At 39.8% G+C, this 18,639-nt stretch carries 18 protein-coding genes; 13 read left to right on the forward strand and 5 right to left on the reverse strand.

From position 1 onward, the window contains the following. The first annotated feature begins 106 nt into the window (after positions 1-106). From O1450_RS00605 to urtE, 8 genes are all read left to right on the forward strand, one after another. On the forward strand, positions 107-694 hold the full coding sequence (locus tag O1450_RS00605) for a YqiA/YcfP family alpha/beta fold hydrolase (protein ID WP_269230384.1): 588 nt from the start codon (positions 107-109) through the stop codon (positions 692-694). Between the two features lie 17 nt (positions 695-711). Next, complete coding sequence (gene parE, locus O1450_RS00610) at positions 712-2,595, forward strand: DNA topoisomerase IV subunit B (RefSeq protein WP_269229320.1); 1,884 nt, start codon at positions 712-714, stop codon at positions 2,593-2,595. 224 nt (positions 2,596-2,819) lie between these two features. After that, positions 2,820-4,160, forward strand: a complete 1,341-nt coding sequence (locus O1450_RS00615; protein WP_269229321.1) for an MATE family efflux transporter — start codon at positions 2,820-2,822, stop codon at positions 4,158-4,160. Positions 4,161-4,431: 271 nt separating this feature from the next. Beyond that, positions 4,432-5,712 carry an urea ABC transporter substrate-binding protein gene (gene urtA, locus O1450_RS00620; protein WP_269229322.1) on the forward strand — a complete coding sequence of 427 codons (1,281 nt, stop codon included), beginning with the start codon at positions 4,432-4,434 and terminating at the stop codon, positions 5,710-5,712. A 91-nt stretch (positions 5,713-5,803) separates the two neighbouring features. After that, positions 5,804-7,426: an urea ABC transporter permease subunit UrtB gene (gene urtB / locus O1450_RS00625; protein ID WP_269229323.1), complete on the forward strand. Its 1,623-nt coding sequence runs from the start codon at positions 5,804-5,806 to the stop codon at positions 7,424-7,426. A gap of 4 nt (positions 7,427-7,430) precedes the next feature. Then, on the forward strand, positions 7,431-8,501 hold the full coding sequence (gene urtC, locus O1450_RS00630) for an urea ABC transporter permease subunit UrtC (RefSeq protein WP_269229324.1): 1,071 nt from the start codon (positions 7,431-7,433) through the stop codon (positions 8,499-8,501). Further along, positions 8,502-9,329 (forward strand): urea ABC transporter ATP-binding protein UrtD, encoded by an 828-nt coding sequence (urtD, locus tag O1450_RS00635; protein WP_269229325.1) that lies wholly within the window; start codon positions 8,502-8,504, stop codon positions 9,327-9,329. It begins immediately after the preceding gene. A 9-nt stretch (positions 9,330-9,338) separates the two neighbouring features. Continuing rightward, positions 9,339-10,037, forward strand: coding sequence for an urea ABC transporter ATP-binding subunit UrtE (urtE, locus tag O1450_RS00640; RefSeq protein WP_269229326.1), 699 nt, complete (start codon positions 9,339-9,341; stop codon positions 10,035-10,037). Positions 10,038-10,225: 188 nt separating this feature from the next. Here the strand turns inward: urtE and O1450_RS00645 are convergent, their stop codons facing one another. The 4 genes from O1450_RS00645 to O1450_RS00660 form a co-directional block, all read right to left on the reverse strand. Further along, positions 10,226-10,372, reverse strand: a complete 147-nt coding sequence (locus O1450_RS00645; RefSeq protein ID WP_269229327.1) for a hypothetical protein — start codon at positions 10,370-10,372, stop codon at positions 10,226-10,228. Next, positions 10,373-11,113, reverse strand: coding sequence for a hypothetical protein (locus O1450_RS00650; RefSeq protein ID WP_269229328.1), 741 nt, complete (start codon positions 11,111-11,113; stop codon positions 10,373-10,375). A gap of 71 nt (positions 11,114-11,184) precedes the next feature. Then, positions 11,185-11,730 (reverse strand): GNAT family N-acetyltransferase, encoded by a 546-nt coding sequence (locus O1450_RS00655; RefSeq protein WP_269229329.1) that lies wholly within the window; start codon positions 11,728-11,730, stop codon positions 11,185-11,187. A 93-nt stretch (positions 11,731-11,823) separates the two neighbouring features. Next, positions 11,824-12,549, reverse strand: coding sequence for an outer membrane protein OmpK (locus O1450_RS00660; RefSeq protein WP_269229330.1), 726 nt, complete (start codon positions 12,547-12,549; stop codon positions 11,824-11,826). Positions 12,550-12,919: 370 nt separating this feature from the next. Here O1450_RS00660 and O1450_RS00665 point away from each other — a divergent pair, with 370 nt between their 5' ends. From O1450_RS00665 to O1450_RS00685, 5 genes are all read left to right on the forward strand, one after another. After that, positions 12,920-13,294 carry an HPF/RaiA family ribosome-associated protein gene (locus tag O1450_RS00665; protein ID WP_241334492.1) on the forward strand — a complete coding sequence of 125 codons (375 nt, stop codon included), beginning with the start codon at positions 12,920-12,922 and terminating at the stop codon, positions 13,292-13,294. 140 nt (positions 13,295-13,434) lie between these two features. Beyond that, entirely contained in the window at positions 13,435-13,980 is a 546-nt protein-coding gene (locus tag O1450_RS00670) for an ankyrin repeat domain-containing protein (RefSeq protein WP_269229331.1), read from the forward strand. Positions 13,981-14,011: 31 nt separating this feature from the next. Then, a complete protein-coding gene (locus O1450_RS00675; RefSeq protein ID WP_269229332.1) occupies positions 14,012-14,779 on the forward strand; it encodes a transporter in 768 nt (255 codons plus the stop codon). Between the two features lie 77 nt (positions 14,780-14,856). Beyond that, a complete protein-coding gene (gene dsbD, locus O1450_RS00680) occupies positions 14,857-16,704 on the forward strand; it encodes a protein-disulfide reductase DsbD (protein WP_269229333.1) in 1,848 nt (615 codons plus the stop codon). 2 nt (positions 16,705-16,706) lie between these two features. Next, entirely contained in the window at positions 16,707-17,402 is a 696-nt protein-coding gene (locus O1450_RS00685; RefSeq protein ID WP_269229334.1) for a glutathione S-transferase family protein, read from the forward strand. 44 nt (positions 17,403-17,446) lie between these two features. Here the strand turns inward: O1450_RS00685 and O1450_RS00690 are convergent, their stop codons facing one another. Further along, positions 17,447-18,634, reverse strand: a complete 1,188-nt coding sequence (locus O1450_RS00690) for a GGDEF domain-containing protein (RefSeq protein ID WP_269229335.1) — start codon at positions 18,632-18,634, stop codon at positions 17,447-17,449. Positions 18,635-18,639: the final 5 nt, after the last annotated feature.

An 18,639-nucleotide genomic window follows, 5' to 3' on the forward strand; every position in this document is an offset into this window, starting at 1 on the left:
ACAATATCAAGCTTAAATGTAATTTATATTGTTGTTTGTTTGTCTATTAATCTGAATAATGTGATTTATTTGGCAATAAGTCAAGCTGTTGTCTATTATGGTGCGTATGCAAATTATTTATTTACATGGCTTTCAAAGCAGCCCCATGTCAAAAAAGGGGCAACAATTAGAACAATATTGCACGAATGTTGAGCATACTGATGTGCATTTACCTGATTTGAATAAGCCGCCTGAACACGTTTTAAGAGATGTTTCTAAGCTGATTGAAAGTTTACCACTCGATCAAGTTGCATTGGTTGGAAGTAGCTTAGGGGGATTCTATGCGACATATTTTGTCGCAAAATATGGATGCCCTGCTGTACTGATTAATCCTGCTATGCAACCATGGCAGTTATTCGAAGATTTATTCGGGATTGAACAAATCCCGCTCAAAGTCACTGATTCATGGACACTCGATGCCGACCAATTGCAGCAATTACAATCAATTGCTGACACGAAGTTAAAGCATGCTGATAAAATTCTTGTACTGTTGCAACGAGGTGACGAAGTCTTGGATTATCGTCAAGCACAACGTTATTATAATGCAGCACAGCCATCGGCATTGATTTTAACCGACGCTGATGGTGATCATGCAATGGATGATTTTGAAGAAAAATTACCTTTCGTACTCCGATTTTTATCGACAGCCCTCTAATAAGGAAGTCAGACCCAGTGACACAATACACGGCACAATCCCTTGAAGTTCTTTCAGGTTTAGATCCTGTTCGTCGTCGTCCCGGTATGTATACCGATACCTCACGTCCAAACCATTTGGCGCAAGAGGTGATTGACAATGCGGTGGATGAAGCACTTGCAGGACATGCCAATCAAATTTGTGTCACCGTATATGAAGATGGTTCATTGTCAGTCGAAGATAATGGACGAGGTATGCCAGTCGATATTCATCCTGAATATGGACAAAGTGGTATTGAAATTATTTTGACCAAATTACATGCAGGCGGAAAATTTAGTACCGATAATTATCAATTTTCTGGTGGTTTACATGGTGTTGGTATTTCTGTCGTGAATGCCTTATCAACACGTGTTGAGGTTGCGGTACAACGCCAAGGTAACTTGTATCAAATGGCATTTGAACAAGGCGAACCTGTTGCACCATTATCGGTGTTAGAAGGTAAAGTTGCGAAACGTGCGACAGGAACAACCGTTCGTTTTTGGCCAGAAACAAAATACTTTGATAGTCCAAAATTTGCACTAAAAGCATTGAAGCATAATTTGAAAGCTAAAGCCGTTTTAGCGGCGGGCTTGAAAATTATTTATGACGATAAAATTAATAACGAAAAAATTGAATGGCAGTTTGAAAATGGTCTAGTCGACTATTTAATGGATGAACTCGAGGATCGAGGGATTCTACCTGATCCTGCTTTTGTCAGTAGTGGACAAGCAGAGCGAGCAGCTTGTGAATTTGCGATCTGTTGGAATGTTGAGGGTGGTGAACAAATACAAGAAAGTTACGTCAACTTGATTCCAACTGCGCAAGGTGGTACGCATGTCAATGGATTGCGTTCAGGGGTCACGGAGGCGTTACGAGAGTTCTGTGAGTTACGTAATTTATTACCACGTAATATGAAACTCTCTGCGGAAGATGTTTGGGATGGGGTCAATTTCATTCTATCGCTGAAATTCCAAGAACCTCAATTTTCTGGTCAAACCAAAGAGCGTTTATCGAGTCGTGAAGCCTCCAATATTGTGTTGAATATTGCCAAAGATGCCTTTGCTTTATGGTTAAACCAACATGCTGAGATTGCAACGCAGTTAGCTGAAATGGCAATTGCTAAAGCTGGGCGTCGCTTAAAAGCAGCGAAAAAAGTGGAGCGTAAAAAGATCGTCTCTGGTCCTGCGTTACCCGGAAAACTGGCTGATTGTGTGGGTTTAACGCGTGAAGACAGTGAATTATTTATTGTCGAAGGAGACTCTGCGGGTGGAAGTGCTAAACAAGCGCGTGACAAGAATTTCCAAGCGATTATGCCGATTCGAGGAAAGATTCTAAATACATGGGAAGTGTCTTCGGATGAGGTGCTCGCTTCTCAAGAGGTACATGATATTGCGATTGCCATAGGGGTTGATCCTGGTAGCGATGATCTATCTGAATTACGTTATGGCAAAATTTGTATCCTTGCCGACGCAGACTCGGATGGTCTACATATCGCGACATTACTCTGTGCGTTGTTTGTGAAACATTTCCCGACTTTAGTTGAAGACGGTCATTTGTTTGTCGCAATGCCACCACTGTATCGTATTGATATTGGTAAAGATGTTTATTATGCGTTGGATGATAGTGAACTCGAAAGCATTTTGAAAAAAGTGAAAGGTAATAAAAATCCGCAAATCACTCGATTTAAAGGATTGGGTGAGATGAATGCGAGTCAATTGCGCGAAACTACGATGGATCCCAATACGCGTCGTCTAGTCCAACTCGATTTGGATGATGCGCATTTTACAGCAGGGTTGTTAGATAAATTACTTGCCAAAAAACGTTCGAGTGATCGTAAGCATTGGTTAGAACAGAAAGGTAATTTGGCGGATATTGTGGTTTGATTTGAATCGATTTTTTGCATAGCCCAGTCCATCTGGGCTTTTTTATGTCTTGTTAAAAATATGAATTCATAAGCATAAGAATAAATATGGAACGCTATTTGCTTTTTATCTATCGGTAAAATTCTATCTAACATTTGAAGCACATTGATCAAAATGTCTTGTTTGTTTCTAAGATTTTAAAATTCAAATATATCAAATTTTCAATTGATAATAGTGGAAATATAATGAAGCGTTTTTTAAGTATTTTTTTTCCAATTTTGTTTAGTAATACGATTTTTATTCTGAGTGGTGTTATTGATACTGCTTTCTTATCCCACTATAGCCATGTGCATTTAACGGCTTTATCCGTTTCTCTTTCAGTTTATATGATTGTTTTTGTGGTGGGCTACGGATTACTACAAGGAATGTTTCAAATCCTCGCTGAAGAAAAAGGGCGGGAAATAAATCAACAAAAATTAACTAACCTCGTGAGTTTGGCTGTATTAATCGCAGCTGTGTTTAGTATTTTCGCGATCATTTTGATCAACAATACTGAGCATCTATTAACCTTTTTTCAAGCACCTGACACGGTTCTGATACTGGTTAAAAATTGCTTGATGATTTTTTCAGTCGATCTGGTGATTCGTCTATGTTGTCGTATCTTAACCATACAAATACAGGTTTTAGATCGTCCTATCATCGCGACATATATTGGTGTGGTTTTTTTGTTGATCAAACTGCCACTGTCCTATGCTTTGATCAATGGAGTGGCGTACTTTGATATTGCACCTTGGGGTGTCTATGGTGCCGTATTTTCGACATTGCTTGGGGACAGTGTGATGTTGATATTGCTGTGCGGTTATATACGTGGCAAAGCTGTTTTTAAACTTGATCTGAGTCGCTTTTCTTTCAATTATGAATTGTTGATTCGTTTTCTTCGAATTGGAATACCCACCGCTCTCATGATCGTGATTGATGTGATTGCTTTCATGGCGATTTCGATTTTAGCATTACCACTTGGCAGTATCGTGATTGCCTCGCATCAAGTGATCGCAAGCATATGTTCCATGCTATACATTTTACCTGCCGCATTTTCTGTTGCATTCAGTTTGATGTTATCTGAAAAAATTGGTGCTCAACAGAAGCAAGTTGCTTTACTTTGGTCAAAAAAAGCCTTTCTGCTTATATTTGTTTTAGCTGTGACTTTATGCAGTATTTTACTACTTCTTCGTGAGGAATTCATTTCCCTATTTACTCAAGATTCAGCGGTTATTCAGATCACGATCTACCTCTTTATACTCGGAATACTGTTTCATTTAGCCGATGCAATGTTATGTATTTTTGCAACGGTATTACGTTGCTGGGACATAACGATTGTACCGAGTATGATTTATAGCAGCTCGTTATTGATCTTTGGTCTAGGCTTTGGTCAGGTATTGGCATATTGGGGAATGGATTGGTGGATATTCAAGATCGCTCCATTGGGAATTTATGGATTTTGGTTTGCTTTAATTGTGTCTTATAGCCTAGCTGTAATCATGTGTGCTTTATGTTTTAAATATCGAAATATCACATGGATTCGTTAAATAAAAGGACTTTGAATTTATCAATCTTTTCCAAAGCAGAAATTTAAGTTTTCGCTATCAGGGTTAACTATCAATTTCACGTCTTGAATAAGTGATTCTGCATCATTTTGGTTCATTACGTATTTTTTGTATGCAATGTTGTATACAAGATTGGATTTCTAACGAGAAAGTTTAGATAAAATTAATATAAAACAATTGCTTAAATTATTGGCACAGAAATTGAATAACTCCACTTAGTAAAAATCACAATATCAACCTGTGGAGAACAAAGATGCAAAATAAATTGATGTCGATGTCTGTACTTATGGCAGCGATGATGGGGGTAGGACTGGTCGGTTGTTCAAAACCAACAGAAAAAACAGAACAAACAAAAACTGAAACGAAAGCGGCACCTGCGGCAAGTGGCGATACGATTAAGGTAGGGATTTTACATTCACTCTCAGGCACGATGGCAATTTCTGAGACATCTCTGAAAGATACTGCATTGATGACCATCAATGAAATCAATGCCAATGGTGGGGTGATGGGTAAAAAACTCGAACCCGTCATCGTTGACCCAGCATCGGATTGGCCGTTATTTGCTGAAAAAGCACGTCAGTTAATCACTCAGGACAAAGTTGCCGTTATTTTTGGTTGTTGGACATCAGTATCACGGAAGTCTGTTCTTCCTGTGGTTGAAGAGTTGAATGGTTTATTGTTCTATCCAGTGCAATATGAAGGTCAGGAACAGTCTAAGAATATTTTCTATACAGGTGCAGCGCCGAATCAACAAGCCATTCCTGCCGTTGAATATTTAATGGGAGATGAGGGTGGTAAAGCACAACGTTTTGTTTTACTCGGCACAGATTATGTCTACCCGCGAACAACCAATAAAATCTTACGTGCATTCTTGAAGTCTAAAGGCATTGCCGATGCAGACATCATGGAAGAGTACACGCCATTTGGTCATAGCAACTATCAAACCATTGTTGCCAATATCAAGAAATTCTCTGCGGGTAAAAAGACTGCGGTGATTTCAACTATCAATGGTGATTCCAACGTTCCTTTCTATCGTGAGTTAGGTAACCAAGGTATTAAAGCCTCTGATATTCCAGTGATGGCTTTCTCAGTTGGTGAAGAAGAGTTACGTGGTATTGATACCAAACCATTAGTGGGTCATTTAGCTTCATGGAACTATTTCATGTCAGTTAAAAATCCGAAAAATACCGAATTTGTCAATAAATTCAAACAGTATGCAGTGGAGTACAAGCTTCCAAATGCTGACAAAGTTGTGACCAACGATCCGATGGAAGCGACCTATGTTGGTATCAATATGTGGAAACAAGCGGTTGAAAAAGCAGGTACAACGGAGGTTGATAAAGTTCGTGATGCAATGGCAGGTCAAACTTTTGCAGCACCATCGGGCTATACCCTCAAAATGGATGAAACCAATCACCATTTACATAAACCTGTGATGATCGGGCAAATCCGTGCTGATGGTCAATTTGATGTGGTTTATAAAACACCGCAGACCATCAAAGCTGAGCCTTGGAGCCCATATATTCCTAAATAATTGTTCCATGCAACCTGCTGTTTTGGCAGCAGGTTTTTCTTAGTTTTATTTCTGATTGATTGATTTAAATAGAAAATATAAGGGGAGTCTTATGGCGAAACACTATGTTTTGGCACTGCTCTGCATCATGGCACAGATCATTTTTAATCCTGCATGGGCAGAAGTTACCTCACCAACAACAGTGACGTCTACAACTTCTCAGGATGCCATCCAGACTTTTGTTAAATCCGACTTTACCGCTCGTCGTGCAATGTTGAATCAATGGCCAGCCAGTATTGAGCAATTGGATCAATTGGTCGCGTATATTGATCAAAATGAATTATATACCGATAGTTCTGGCAACACATATATTTTAGAAAATGATGAAAAATTATTAAGTTATCCGCAACAACAAGTGATCGAAACTTGGCCATCTGACTTGTCTCAAGTGACACTGGTTAATACGCTGCGTAAGGCACTGAACTTTGGACAAGCCAAAGTTAAACTCAATTCAGACGATGCATCACAACGTTTAGCTGCGGTGGATATTTTAGAAAATAATTTAGATGAGCTCGATGTTGCCACAGTTAAGCAACTCTATCTCAATGAAAAAAGTGATGTTGTTAAAGCACGTTTAGCACAACTGAAAGCCCGTTTAGATTTTAATAGCTCAGATGAGTTTACTAAGATTGAAGCGGTAAAAGTTTTGGCAGATTCGAACCGTCCCGATGTATTCGCATTGATCAACCAAAGCTTAGAACAGCCACAAAGTAATCCTGCATTAAAAGCAGCTTTGGTTGAAGCACAAAATAAAATTAAAACGCGTTTGCAAATCAGTGAATGGTCAGGGCATGTATTTTCAGGTCTTAGTACCGCTAGTATTTTACTTTTAGCCGCGCTTGGTCTTGCGATCACCTATGGTTTGCTTGGTGTCATCAATATGGCACATGGTGAACTCATCATGATCGGTGCTTATACCACTTACGTTATGCAAAGTTTTTTTAAAACGCACTTTGCAGGCTTAGTCGATTGGTATTTATTGGCTGCGATTCCTGCTGCATTTCTGGTGAGTGCGCTGATTGGCATGTTGATTGAACGTACTGTGATTCGCCCGCTTTATGGTCGCCAATTGGAAACATTATTGGCAACCTTTGGTGTGAGTTTAATCTTGATGCAATCGGTTCGGATGATCTTTGGTGCACAGAATGTGGAAGTGTCGAATGTCGCATGGCTCAGTGGTGGTATTGCCCTCACACCAAGCCTGATGTTGCCGTATAACCGTATTGCGATTATTGGTTTTACTGTGGCGGTCTTACTACTTTTAGTTTTCTTATTAAACAAAACCCGTTTCGGATTATTTGTCCGTGCTGTGACACAAAACCGTCAAATGGCGCGTGCTGTGGGCATTCGATCTGCACGTATCGATATGCTGGCATTTGGCTTAGGTTCAGGCTTAGCTGGATTGGCAGGTTGTGCGTTGGCACAAGTGGGGAATGTCGGACCTGATCTTGGACAAAACTACATTATCGATGCCTTCCTTGTCGTTGTCGTCGGTGGTGTCGGTCAAGTATGGGGTGCGGTACTTGCAGCCTTAGGTTTAGGGATTAGCGGTACAGTTTTGGAGATTGGTTTAGGTGCGGTTTTAGCAAAAATTATTCTCTTGGTTCTTGTGATTTTGTTTATCCAAAAGCGTCCACAAGGTTTGTTTGCCATCAAAGGTCGTTTCGTGGAGTAAGCCAATGAAAATCACTTCTTTATTTGCAGATAAACCGTATAGCGCAATCGCGATTGCCATTTGTTTTGCCGTGTTATTGAGCTTACCGTGGTTGCATTTGTTATCACCTGATTCCGCATTTTATCTGTCAGCGTATTGGATTACGTTGATTGGCAAAATCATGTGCTTGGCTTTGGTCGCTTTGGCATTGGATTTGGTCTGGGGCTATGCAGGAATTTTAAGCTTGGGGCACGGTTTGTATTTCGCTCTCGGTGGTTATGCTTTTGGTATGTATCTGATGCGTGAATCCGCAGGTGATGGCTTACCTGATTTCATGCGTTTCCTCAGTTGGACAGAATTACCGTGGTATTGGGTCGGGACTGAACATTTTGCATGGGCAATCTGTTTGGTATTACTCATCCCTGCATTGGTTGCCTTTATTTTTGGCTTCTTTGCTTTTCGTTCCAAAATCAAGGGCGTGTATTTCTCAATTATTACTCAAGCCATGACCTTTGCAGCGGCACTCTTATTCTTCCGCAATGAGACGGGTTTTGGTGGTAACAATGGCTTCACGGGTTTTAAAACCTTATTGGGTTTTGATATCACTTCTGCACCGATGCGTGCCACTTTATGTTTTGTCACTGCTTTGACTTTGATGCTGTGTTTTATTGGTTTACGTCAATTGATGAATCGTCCTTATGGCCGTGTGTTGGGGGCGATTCGTGACAGTGAAAACCGTTTGCAATATTTGGGTTATCGCACACTGTGGTACAAGCTGTCAGCATGGGTATTATCGGCAGTGATTGCAGGTATCGCAGGTGCGTTGTATGTGCCACAAGTGGGCATCATTAATCCAAGTGAAATGAATCCTGTCAACTCAATTGAAATGGCAGTGTGGGTTGCCGCAGGTGGTCGTGGCACTTTGATTGGGGCGATTTTAGGCGCAGGTTTGATTAATGCACTGAAAACTTATTTCACTGTGGCTGCGCCCGAAGCGTGGTTACTGATCTTAGGTGCCTTATTTATCGTGGTGACGATTTTCTTACCTAAAGGCGTGATTGGTTTATTTGATCGTTTTAAAAAGGAGAGCAATTAAATGAGTGATTTATTCATAGACTCAGCTCAACATGGCGGTCAACTTGGTGAGGGTTATGGTCGTGCCAAAACCCAAGGTGCAGATTTTAGTCACGGGATTGCCTTGTATTTAGAAAAAGTCAGTGTGTGGTTTGATTCGTTTCGTGCCCTCAATGATTTATCGCTGTACATCGCCGAAGGTGAGTTACGCTGCATCATTGGACCAAACGGTGCAGGCAAAACCACGCTGATGGATGTGATTACAGGTAAAACGCGTCCAACCACAGGTACAGCATTTTTTGGACAAAATTATGATCTTGCCAAAATGGGCACCGAGGAAATTGCGGAAGCTGGGATTGGGCGAAAATTTCAAAAACCAACGGTATTTGAAAATTTCACAGTCATGGAAAATTTACTGCTCGCTGCACCACGCAATAAGCGAGTGAAAAAGAGCTTGTTTAGCCGACTTGATCCAGAAGCACAATTGGCATTGGAGGAAAGTTTAGAACAAATTCGCTTAAAGGAATTTGTGAAAAAACCCGCAGGATTATTATCGCATGGTCAAAAGCAGTGGTTAGAAATCGGCATGCTATTGATGCAACGTCCGAAGCTGATTTTATTGGATGAGCCTGTGGCAGGAATGACCGATGCGGAAACAGAACGCACGGCTGAACTGTGTTTGGAATTGAAAAAAAATCATACGCTTGTGGTCGTAGAACATGACATGAGCTTTATTGACACCATCAGCGAAAAAGTTACGGTATTAGCACAGGGCGCAATCTTGGCAGAAGGCACATTGGCAGAGGTACAAGCCAATGAAGATGTGATTGAAAAGTATTTAGGACGCTAGGAGACTGCTATGTTAGAAGTGAAAGAAATTAACCAGTTTTATGGTGGCAGTCATATTCTGCGTGACGTGTCTTTTCAAGCGCCTATAGGTGAATGCAGCGTCATTTTAGGGCGTAATGGCGTAGGTAAAACCACCTTGCTGAAATGCTTGATGGGGATTTTACCGATTAAATCAGGACAGATTTTGCTAGATGGCAAAGATATTGCCAAGATGTCGCCTGAGCAACGTGTGCGTGCTGGCTTGGCATATGTACCGCAAGGACGAGATATTTTTTCAACCTTGACGGTAGAGGAAAATATCTTAATTGGTATGGCGAAATTTTCAGGTGCAAAAACGCGGAAAGTACCGAGTTATCTCTACGAAATTTTTCCTATACTTGATGAAATGAAACATCGCCGTGGTGGAGATTTATCGGGTGGTCAGCAGCAGCAGCTTGCGATTGCTCGAGCGTTGGCTTCTGAGCCTAATGTCTTGATTTTGGATGAGCCAACTGAGGGTATTCAGCCCTCGATTATTAAAGATATTGGTCGGGTCATTCGTAAATTAGCAGATCAGGGTGAAATGGCGATCGTTTTAGTTGAGCAGTTTTATGATTTTGCTGAAGAATTGGCGGATAACTATACCGTGATGGCTCGTGGACAGGTGATCGCACAGGGGCAAGGTGCGGAAATGCCTGAAAAGGGAATAAGGGAGTTGGTGGCGATTTAGTATCAACCCTATATATCTCATTTTACTATTTAGAGACTAGATATTAAAAAAATGATTATCTTTCGGAGTCATACCTAGTAGTCTTCTAATTTTTAAATACGCTTTCCGCTGTAGTTACTTTGGTTTTGCCCGTAGAAGCGTTTGAAGCTTCGTAAGGGCAAAGGCATTTTCACCTATACGATGAATGATTAAAACTTCTCAATCTGTATTTTGATTGCACTTTTCTTGCGCTTCGCTAAAGCTTTAGTCGCTTTAGCTTGCTCAGGTTGTGAATGACGTTTCCGAGACTCATAAGTTTTCTTAAATTTTTTGTTGAGTTTGAGGGTAAAGATCATTTATTTGCCTTCAACCTTATAGAACGTGCCGCCCGCATAGACGTTATGCCCAAAACCACATCCAGACTCGCCGTTATTTTGTTTCACCTCAATTTTTTGACCATTATTTGTATCATTCGTAAATTGAAGTTTAATCTGGCAGTCTTCATAGCGATAGTTTGCCTGTTTTGCCGTGGTCGGCATGGTCGTTTCAAACTGCCCCATATTTGGACCATAAATCAGACCTCGAATCCCAAAGTAATAACCATCAAAAGCGATCTGATACTTGTTTTGCTTTTTGCTGACCTTGATGTAATCCCATTGTCCAAAACCATTGGCTCGAACATAAGTGCCTTGTAGGTCTTTAGATATTTGGGGCTTTGCTAGCTGTTTCAGGTTGTATTGGCTAGTTTTAGAGTCTTTATCTTTTAGAAACCACACTCTTGCCCATTGCGGCTTGCCTAATTTTGTATAACTCAATCCCACATTATTATTGGCAATTTCAATGTCTCGGTCAGTCACCTGAATACCACTTTCCTCAGCATTCATTTGGCAGAACTGAGCCCATGCAGCTTGATTTTCAAATTGTTTTACTGCTTGGGCATATTGCTTTTGATCATAAAACTTTTTACCTGCTTGGGCATATTGTTTTACTTTGCTACAGCCTTGTTGTAACTCTTGTTCAAATGAATCTCCAGCAAAACTTGAAGCTGAGCCAATTGCTGTTATAACCATTAGGCAAAGTTGCGTTGTTCTCATCATTTTAAATATTTCTAAAGCTGCTTGATACTCATTTTAAACAAGAAGTGAAAATATATGCTGTGAGCAAATTGTTAGCTTGAAAGTTGTAGCTGCATCCAAACCAAGTCACGCCATTGTCCAAATTTCTGTCCGACTTGTGGCATATAACCTGTTTGTACAAAACCAAGCTGTTTATGTAGCACAATTGAACCCGTATTTTCACTATCAATTGCAGCCACCATGATATGCATGTTTTGTTGTATCGCGAGATGGATCAGTTGTTGCATCAAGGCTTTGCCAAGACCTTGACGTGCGTAGCTTGGATCAACAAAGACAGAATGTTCGATACTCTGACGATAGCCGCTAATATTGCGGAATGTTGAATAATACGCATAACCTGCAATTTTATTATTTTGTTGATCTTCAACCACGATCATGGGGAAGTGCTGTTGTTGCATGTCCTGAAAACGTTGTTGATATTGCACTAAAGTAATGGCCTGATCATTCCAGTTGGCTGTACCTGTCAGGATTTCATAATTATAAATGGCGAGAATCTGTTCCAAATCATCCATCATCGCAAAACGAATTTGATAAGGGGAATTCAGAGAATGTGCTGCAAGCTTAAGATCAAATGACATGAGAAAATAAAAGAAAGTTCACATATCCTGAATATGCGTGATTGCAAAAAAAACAGCAAGACAGAGCTTGCTGTTTTTCAATAGATTGACTGCTTAGAAATGGTATTTCACTAAAGCGCTGACATTGTTTTCGTCGCTGCCTTTAATACCAAACTTGTTATTCCAAACAGAATGTTCAATACCGAGGTATAAACGTGTTTCAGGTGAAATATGTTTACCGACATTCCACTTATATTGTGTTGTCCAGTTGAGTTCGCTCGCATGATCTTTTTCTGCTGTAGACCAGTCAAGGAAACCATCAACCACAAAATCTTCTGTAGAGACTTTAAATGGCAACGCATAAGCGATAGTCATTTGATAGTCATCAGCGGTTTTTTCATTATTGGCACGGTAGAAATTCACGTTTGCATATTGGAAATATGGAATTGCTAAATCAAAGCCTACGCCGTACAAGAAGTTGTCAAAGTTATTGCCATTGGCACTATTGCCTTCCCATGTCGTTGAGATCAACACATCTTTGACTGGGCCGAAAGCAAGTTTTTGACCAGAAATTTCGCCTAAGCTCAAACGAGGAGAAAGTTCGAAATAGGTACTTTTGTTGTCGTCACCACCACGCATACGATCCATAAAGAAGAATACGTCGGCATATTGTACTTTAGCAGCATATTCAACCGTTAAAGTCGTTTGTTTTTCGTCGACAACTTCGTAGTTTTCACCGTATAAACCTGTGAGGCTAAAATCTTGCCAAATAGGCTTTGCCTGAACGAAAGCTGCTGTAGATACCAATAAACAAGTCGCTGCAAGTTGCTTCAATTGCATTTAAAAAAATCCCCCAAAAATGGCGTGTAAATCATACAAGGAATTAAGCAAAAATAAAGCCAAATTTGACCAAATGCTCAAAAGAATTGGACTGAGCCGATCAAAAGAAAAAAGTTCATGAATTTAAAAATCTTTTTGATCAAGTTTTAATAAAAATGTCAAAAATCAGCTTGCATATTTGTTATGAAAGTCAGATATTGGAGTTATAGAAGATCTTCTTAATGACTGAAAAGCAACAGATGTAAGGCAAGGAGACTACACGTATTTACATAATCAAAATATACAACTGCACTGAATGAATGCATGCTCAAAGCGTGCTAAATAAAAAAGTTTCGTAGAACCGTCTCACAGAAAAGAGAGGAAGATATTTATGAATATTGAAATCCGTACAGATAAAAACATTCAAGGTAGCGAACGCTTAATCAGTTATATCCGTGCAGAACTTACGCAAGAATTTCAACGCTATAGCGAGCGTATTACACATTTTTCGGTTCATATTAGTGATGAAAATGGGGAGAAAACGGGCGATCATGATAAACGTTGTATGATCGAAGCTCGTCCAGCAGGTTTGAAGCCACTTGCCGTGACTCATAAAGCTGCGAATATCGATGCATCTATTCATGGTGCGATTGATAAACTAAAACGTAGTCTGGAACATTTATATGAGAAAAAAGAACATCATCGTGGTGGTTTACCAGAGTATGTTGACGTCGATGACGATGTAAAAATTGATGATGAAGCGTAAAATTAGCGCATAAAGAAAGCCCAATTGTGGGCTTTTTTTATGCGTGTATCAAATTTATACATGATTTTTAGATCGTTTTATAAAAACCTGTCGGGATATTCGGCATAATAGAAACATTCAATACAATGTGAGAATTGGTCATGTTAAGCAATCAGCAGCAAGCCTTGGTGCAAGCCATACAACAACTCGATTTAGACCAAGTGCAATCTTTACTTGCTGCAGGACTCGACCCGAACTTTATTGATCCTGAACATGGTTTTCCTGTATCTATTGTATGTGATGGTTTATTTGTGTGGTGGGAAAATGTGTGTGAAGCCTATGAAGCAGGCAAGCCATTGACCGACGTTGAAAAACAACAACAACTGCAAGTTTACCTACACATTTTAGATGCATTGATTCAAGCAAAAGCCAATTTACATTTATGGGATGCAGAAGAATTCTACGGCCCACTTTGGGATGCCGCTAGTGCAGCATGTGTACCTGTTGTACAGCGTTTACTCGATGAAAAAGTAGATCCGAACACACGTGACGAAGAAGGTTTAACGATTTTATCTTCAATCAGCCAACTGTTTTTTGATTGTGATTTCGATGAAATTGACTGGTCAGAATCTTTACCAGAAGAACGTGAAACTCTCGAGTTATTACGCAGCCATGGTGCGAAAATGTCAAAAGAGCTAACGGTATAAGTTCAGCCAATAGAATAGAAAGGGGATAATCATGAAAAAAATTGGAACATTGAGCTTGATTGCTGCATCAATGATGGCAAGCACTGCTTTTGCAGCAGATTTCTCTTTTGACCGCCCAGGCTCAGGTATAGGTACGGGTATTACACCTGTAGGTCACTTGGCGTGGGAGCAAGGACTACCGAGCGTAAGCTATCAAGAAGGGACGGTCGATGGCGTAAAAGATAAAACGCTTACATTGAACGGTGACATGCTGTTACGCACAGGTTTAGCTGATGGTCTAGAACTGCAACTGGGTTGGCAAGGTCCTGTTTGGCAGCAATATAAACATGCTGGCATTAAGAAAGAAACCAATGGTTTAGGTGATGTCAGTATTGGTTTGAAAAAGGCGATTAATTTAAAAGATGATCGTTTAACAATGGCATTGTTAGCAGAAGCGATTATTGCGACTGGCAATGATGAATTCACGAATCACGATGATATTTATAGCCTCACTTCAGCAGTTGCGTATAAGTTCAGCGATTTGGTGGGTACATCAATTACTATGCGTTATGAAGCACAAAACAGTGATTGGGCCGTGACAGCAATTCCAACCATTGATTATAAAATTGCGGGTAAATTATCTGGTTTTTCAGAGTTTGTTTATCGTAAAGCAGAAAGCCAAGACTATGAATATGGTTTAGGAACAGGTTTAGTCTATAGCTTAAATGATCGAGCTCAACTTGATGCCAGTATAGGTGTCGATTTGAATGGCGATCAAAAAAGCTATAACGGTGGTTTAGGTTTATCTGTTTTATTCTAGTCAAAATCTCCGCTAACTTTTGAAATCATTCTACAAAATGAGTCTTAAGTTATCGGGAGAGTTACAGTGAGATGAACATGAGAATGTCTGTTCAGGGTGGGTACCTTAGCCAATTAATGCGCTACTTTTTGGCTACTTTATTGTTGTTATGTACGTCTTTGGTTTACGCTCAAGACAATCTATCAGCACCGTTACTGACTCCTGAACAGGCATTTGCATTTTCAGTTGAATCGACCAAAACCAATCAAGCGCGGTTACACTGGACTATTCAGCCCAATTATTATCTCTATCAACACAAATTTGAGGTTCAACAAGGCAATCAACCTGTTACGTTGAAATTACCCAAAGCAGTTGAACAGTACGATGAAAACTATGGTCATAGCCAAGTTTATTATCAGCAAGCAGAGTTTGAGATTAGCACTCAAGCATCTCAACATTATCGTGTTACATGGCAGGGTTGTGCCAAAGACCGTATTTGCTATCCACCTCAAAATATTGAATTTCAAACCGATGCTGATGGGTTGGTCAGTGTCGAAAATGTCAGTTCTAATTCTCAAAAACGTTTTTTAGATGTTGCTCGTTCTGCGAATAGCTTAAATGCTCAGACCGCAGAGACGGATGAACTTACAACTGAAAAATCTAATGATGTAAAGTTGAATGATTCAACCAATATGGCGCAAGACCAACAGTGGTCAAGCACATTGGCACAGCACTCTCTTGCTTATAGCTTGTTATTATTTCTAGGTTTAGGAATTTTATTGGCATTTACGCCGTGTTCTTTACCAATGTTGCCGATTTTGACCTCATTGATTGTTCGTGAACATAAAGGCGTTAAAGCGTGGACGATTGCACTTACTTTTGTATTTAGTATGGCAATGGTCTATGCCGTATTGGGTTTAATTGCCTCTGTGGCAGGGCTAAATTTCCAACGATGGTTACAGCAACCTGCGACATTAGTTGCATTTAGTCTATTGTTCGTTGTATTCGCTTTAAATCTGTTTGGTTTATTTGAATTGAAACTGCCACAGAAATGGGTGAATCGCCTCGACCAAATGCAGTCAGTACAACAAGGTGGGACTTTGCTTGGTGCAAGTATCATGGGCATGATCTCCGCATTGTTAGTCGGTCCGTGTATGACAGCACCTCTAGCGGGTACATTACTCTTTATTTCACAAACGCAAAATCAGTGGCAAGGTGCTTTACTATTATTCACCTTGGGATTTGGTATGGGTATTCCATTACTGCTTGCCAGTGTTCTAGGTGCAAAGGCACTACCGAAAGCAGGAGAATGGATGCATCAAATTAAGGTTATTTTTGCCTTTTTGATGTTGGCTTTAAGTATTTATTTTATCCGTCCGTTGTTGCCTGAATTAGCGATTCAAATACTTAGTCTTGTATTGGGCATGGCATTTATTGGTTTCGCGATATATCGTCTGTTTGTGAAGAAAGGGCAATTACAGTGGTTATATGCATTGTTGCTGATGATCTCAGTTCCGTTTTTAGCTTTTAACCAATATCAACATATTCAAAATTTAAGCACAGTTCAGGCAGATAAATTAGCCGAGTGGCATGTCGCAACAACCGCTGCTGATTTTCAGCGGATTCTAGCCAACGCACCAAAAGATCGGGCCGTTGTGATTGATGTGTATGCAGACTGGTGTGTGGCTTGTCAGCCGATTGAGCATCGTGTATTAAAAGATGCGGAAGTTCAACAGGCATTATCTCGTTATTATTTGATTAAACTTGATTTAAGTCATTATGATGCGTCGCATCAGGCCTTATTAAATCAATGGGATATTTTAGGACCGCCAACCTATTTATTTTTAGATCAAAAACAACAAGAAGTACGTTCACTGCGTTTAACTGGTGCTTTTCAAAAATCAGAATTATTACAACAACTCACCTTGCTTAAAGGGAAATTATAATCATGTATCAACTGTTTATTGGCAATAAAAATTATTCAACTTGGTCGATGCGACCGTGGATTTTATTAAAACAACTTGGCATTCCATTTCAGGAGCATTTAATTCAATTTGATAGTTTTGAAGCTGATAGCCAATTTAAAACTGAGATTTTAAAATTGAATTCAACGGGCAAAGTTCCAACACTCATTCATGATGATTTGATTATTTGGGATAGTCTGGCGATTTGTGAATATATTGCTGAACAAAATCCAGAGAAGAATGCGCTACCTCAAGATAGAAAGCAACGAGCGAGAGCACGATGCATTAGTGCAGAAATGCATAGTAGTTTTCAAAGCTTACGTAATTTGTGTCCAATGAATGTTGAGGCTGATTTGTCCCAGATTGGAAAAGAACTTTGGGCTGACCATGAGCAATTACGGAATGACGTCGCTCGAATTGATCAAATTTGGTCAGAGCGACCAAGTGAAGAGCAGTTTTTATGTGGTGAGTTTAGTCTAGCCGATGCATTTTATGCGCCTGTGGCGATGCGTTTTGAATGTTATAAATTACCCATCTCTGCTGCTAGCCAAAGTTATATACACAACATATTATCTTTGGCATCAGTTCAAGAGTGGATCGCAGGAGCCAAACAAGAACAGATGTTTGTACCCTTTGATGAGCCTTATCGTAATCATCGTGAAGAATATTTAAAAGACTAAACAACAGATCAAAAATAAAGGCATCTTTGGATGCCTTTATTGAATTAATTTAAGAAAAGTTCAGTAAAAATTTTGACTTGATTTCGACCAGATGCTTTTACCGCATACAATGCTTGATCTGCCTGACTAATAATTAAGTGAGGTTCATCGGCACTGAGTGTGCTACTGATTCCAAAACTGGCACTGATAGAAAACTCTTGATGATCTTCTGAGGTAAATTTTAACTCACTAATCGCTAAGCGACAGCGCTCAGCCACATTTTGTGCTTGTGCAGGCGTAGTATTGGGCAATAATAAAATAAATTCCTCGCCCCCAAAGCGCCCAATCATATCTCGATCACGTAAATTATTCGCCAAACATTTTGCAACATTGACCAACACTTGATCCCCCACGCTATGCCCAAAATGATCGTTAATATTTTTAAAATGATCTAAATCAAGTAATACAATCGAGTACAGTTGATTGGGTTGCTGATGTAAGCGCTCTAAGTGATTGCTAATACTACGACGATTCATCACATTCGTGAGCGGATCTAAACGACTAAGTACTTGAATAGCTGTTTCTCGAATTCGCCATTGTTTGAGTAGACTTTCAAATAGCAGTAAACAAGCAATTAAAATTGGCAATAAGAAGAAAAACATGCTGCCAACCCAAAAAGGATGCATTTGAGCTTGATTCAGGACTTCTAGCTTAAATATCGGTGCATATTGTAGGACACCATACATACTTAAAAAGTTGCAAAACAGCAGTGCGATTGTTGCTGGCACCAGCGCACAATAAATCATTTTACGATCAAACAGAACCAGACCTACTCCCACGACACTGACATAGGCAACCATGGTTGCAGGACTAAAACTGCCAATCAGATAGCCTGTATGACAGAGTAAAACAGTAAAGATCTGTACGCTTAAAATCGGAATGATTTCTTTTACCCAAGATTTATCTTTATAAATAAAGCAGGGCACAATCAAACTTAAAAAGACAAAAAGCATGATTACATTGGTCCAAAGTTTAGATCGAACCAACGGTAAATTTACCCATTGCCATGTAAATGGATTGAGCAAGACAAAACTGTCCCAAATAATTCCAAATAGACTCATAAGTGAGGCTAAGATTAGCAACAAAATACATTTCTTTAACATGTTCCAATTAATTAATGGTTCATGTTCCCAGAACTGCGAGAAATTCCATTTTTCTCTGTCAACTAATCTCTTACAATGAATCCTCATCATTGGCA

Source organism: Acinetobacter sp. TR11, assembly GCF_027105035.1.
Classification (GTDB): domain Bacteria; phylum Pseudomonadota; class Gammaproteobacteria; order Pseudomonadales; family Moraxellaceae; genus Acinetobacter.